The following is a 2,684-nucleotide window of genomic DNA, read 5'->3' on the forward strand; positions in this document are numbered from 1 at the left end:
TGCAAGAGGTCGTCTGGGCCTGGGACCAGATCAAGGACAGCCGCAACTTCCGCGATTGAGTGCGCAGCACGGCATTGCGCCCTGCTCCGTAACTGGCGCGGGGGGCAACGAATGCGTCCCGGGCTCAGGCCCGGCGTGCTTGTATCGCCCTGATTTATTCCAGCCGTGGGTGCCTCAACAGGCTATAGCGTTTCGAGTTTTGGTTGATGAGGCAAGCATCAGAGTTCGGGCGAAAAAGGTTCGAATTCTGCTTTACTGAAAACCCGAAACGCTGCCGCGCCCTGCCTTTCAGAGCTTGGATAGTTTGGATTGCAACTCAGCAAGTTGCTTTTTGATCGCTTCCAGATCCTCGCCAACCTTGGACTTGGCCTTCGGCTTCTCGTCCGGCTTGTCCTCGGGGGCCGAGCCCGAAGATCCCGGAAAACCGCCCATGATGGATTGAAGGAAGGCTTGCTGCTGACGCTGCAACGCATCAAAACCCGGCATCGAGGCCATGGGATTGGGGAAGGTCGACAGGTTTTCCAGCATTTTCGACTGGCCCTCGCGCAGCATTTCGAAACTGGCGGCCAGAAACTGCGGCACCACGCTTTGCGCGTTGGTCGTATAGCTTCGCACCAGATCGGTCAGCACGTCGATCGGCAGCACGCTTTCACCGCGGCTTTCATGCTCGGCGATGATCTGCAAAAGGTACTGTCGCGTCAGGTCGTCGCCGGACTTCAGGTCGACGATCTGCACCTCGCGCCCGTCGCGGATGAACGCGGCAATATCTTCCAGCGTCACGTAATCGCTGGTTTCCGTGTTGTAGAGCCGCCGACTGGCATAGCGCTTGATCAACAGCGGCTTGGCGACATCGGCCATCAGCCATCCTCCCCAGGAACGTTCTTTTGCATTGCAGCGAGATTAAGCCGCACGGCAGAAAACACAACAAAAGAAAAGGCATGCCCAAGCGTCATGTTGGTCTGCTGCCAGGGCTGATCGAAGGTTGACACCATTGCATCGCAAGCCGGGCGGGTGCCTGCGCGTTGGGGAAGTGCAGCGACCATCAGTTAGCGTGCTTTACGCCAACAAAGTCCCTTTTTGGTCATGCAAAGCACGCGACCGCATAAGCGCCGGCACGGCGCGCGTCGCGCTTAGTTCCTGGCCAAGGGTATATCCGCCAAGGCACAGTTCGGCTCAAAACGAAACCGCGCGCCCAAGCCCATCTTTGCTTGCGCCGCCCTGCCAATCGCTGTCACATGACCGCCATGGCGCGCCTCTACACACAGAACCCAGTAGCTCTCGGCGTCCTCTGTGCGCTGGGGGCTGCCGTCCTTTTTTCACTCAACGATGTGACGATCAAGTTCCTCAGCGGCGATTATGCCTTGCATCAGGTCGTACTGATCCGTTCCCTGATCGCGATCAGTCTGCTGATGGCGGTCTTCGTGCCGCTACAGGGCGGCTATGCCAGCCTGCGGACCCGGCGGCTTGGCATGCATGTGATCCGGGGGCTTTGCGTTGTCACCGCAAATATGTGCTTTTTCGCCGCTCTTGCCGCCATGCCCATTGCCGAGGCCGTGGCGATCTTTTTCGTCAGCCCGCTTCTGATCACCGTCTTTTCGGTCTTCTTTCTGCGCGAAACCGTCGGGCCCTGTCGCTGGGTCGCGGTCGCGTTCGGCCTTGTCGGTGTCCTCGTCATGCTGCGCCCGGGCAGCGAGGCGTTTCGGCCCATCGCGCTTCTGCCGCTGCTGTCGGCCGCCGCCTATGCGATGTTGCATATCCTGACCCGCAAGATCGGCGGCACCGAACGCGCCACGACGATGGCGGTTTATATTCAGGCGATGTTCATCCTTGTCTCGGGCACGATGGGGCTCATATTCGGCGACGGGGCATGGGCGGGGTCTGGCCATGCCTCGGTCGAGTTTCTGATGCGCGCATGGGTCTGGCCTGCGCCGGGGGACTGGTGGCTTCTGGTGCTTCTTGGTCTTTCGAACGGCACCGCCGGGGTGCTGATCAGTCAGGCCTACAGGCTGGGTGAGGCCGCACTCGTTGCCCCCTTCGAATATATCTCGATGCCGATGGCGGTCTTCTGGGGCATCGTGGTCTTTTCCGAATGGCCCGATGCCTATGCGATCCTCGGCATCGGCCTGATCATCGGCGGCGGGCTTTACATGCTCTACCGCGAAACCCGGGTGCTGGACTTGCCGGAATATCCCCGCGCCCGCCGCTGATCGGGGCTTTCCTTCGCCGCAGGGGCCGCTAATCTTCTACGCCGAAGCTACAGGATTTAGCGAATGGCACGACCCGAGGCAGTGATCTTCGATATCGGCAGGGTGCTGATCGGCTGGAACCCTGAAGGGTTCTACGACCGGCTGATGCCGCGCACCGATCGCGAACGCATGTTCGCTGAGACCGGGATAGAGGCGATGAATCTGTCCATCGACCGGGGTGCACCGTTCCGTGAAACCATCCTCGCACTGGCTGATCGGCACTCCGAATGGGCCGACATGATCGTGAAATGGCACGACAACTGGACCGAGATGGCCGGGCCCGTCATCCCGCAGTCGGTGCGGCTTCTCCGGGCGCTGAAAGCGCGCGGCGTGCCAGTCTTCGCGCTGACGAATTTCGGGGCGGAGACGTTCGAGATCGCAAAGACCCCCTATCCCTTCTTTGATGAATTCGACCGGGCCTATGTCTCGGCGCATCTC

The 2,684-nt window shown here is 60.4% G+C and carries 4 protein-coding genes; 2 read left to right on the forward strand and 2 right to left on the reverse strand.

Annotated features, from left to right (window positions below):
* Positions 1-288: 288 nt before the first annotated feature.
* Entirely contained in the window at positions 289-858 is a 570-nt protein-coding gene (gene phaR / locus WBB85_RS06230) for a polyhydroxyalkanoate synthesis repressor PhaR (RefSeq protein ID WP_432637765.1), read from the reverse strand.
* On the reverse strand, positions 858-1,043 hold the full coding sequence (locus tag WBB85_RS06235; protein ID WP_432637766.1) for a hypothetical protein: 186 nt from the start codon (positions 1,041-1,043) through the stop codon (positions 858-860). The genes phaR and WBB85_RS06235 overlap by 1 nt, the downstream gene beginning before the upstream one ends.
* Positions 1,044-1,244: 201 nt before the next feature.
* Here WBB85_RS06235 and WBB85_RS06240 point away from each other — a divergent pair, with 201 nt between their 5' ends.
* Both WBB85_RS06240 and WBB85_RS06245 read left to right on the forward strand, forming a co-directional pair.
* Positions 1,245-2,207 (forward strand): DMT family transporter, encoded by a 963-nt coding sequence (locus WBB85_RS06240; RefSeq protein ID WP_432637767.1) that lies wholly within the window; start codon positions 1,245-1,247, stop codon positions 2,205-2,207.
* Between the two features lie 63 nt (positions 2,208-2,270).
* A partial coding sequence (locus tag WBB85_RS06245; protein WP_432637768.1) for an HAD family hydrolase occupies positions 2,271-2,684 on the forward strand: 414 nt, incomplete at its 3' end.

The sequence above is a fragment of the Albidovulum sp. genome (assembly GCF_049646345.1).
GTDB lineage: Bacteria > Pseudomonadota > Alphaproteobacteria > Rhodobacterales > Rhodobacteraceae > Albidovulum.

Excerpts from the sequence above, each read along its gene's own strand:
- phaR (WP_432637765.1), bottom strand. The coding sequence starts at position 858 with ATGGCCGATGTCGCCAAGCCGCTGTTGATCAAGCGCTATGCCAGTCGG.
- WBB85_RS06235 (WP_432637766.1), bottom strand. The coding sequence starts at position 1,043 with ATGGTCGCTGCACTTCCCCAACGCGCAGGCACCCGCCCGGCTTGCGAT.
- WBB85_RS06240 (WP_432637767.1), top strand. The coding sequence starts at position 1,245 with ATGGCGCGCCTCTACACACAGAACCCAGTAGCTCTCGGCGTCCTCTGT.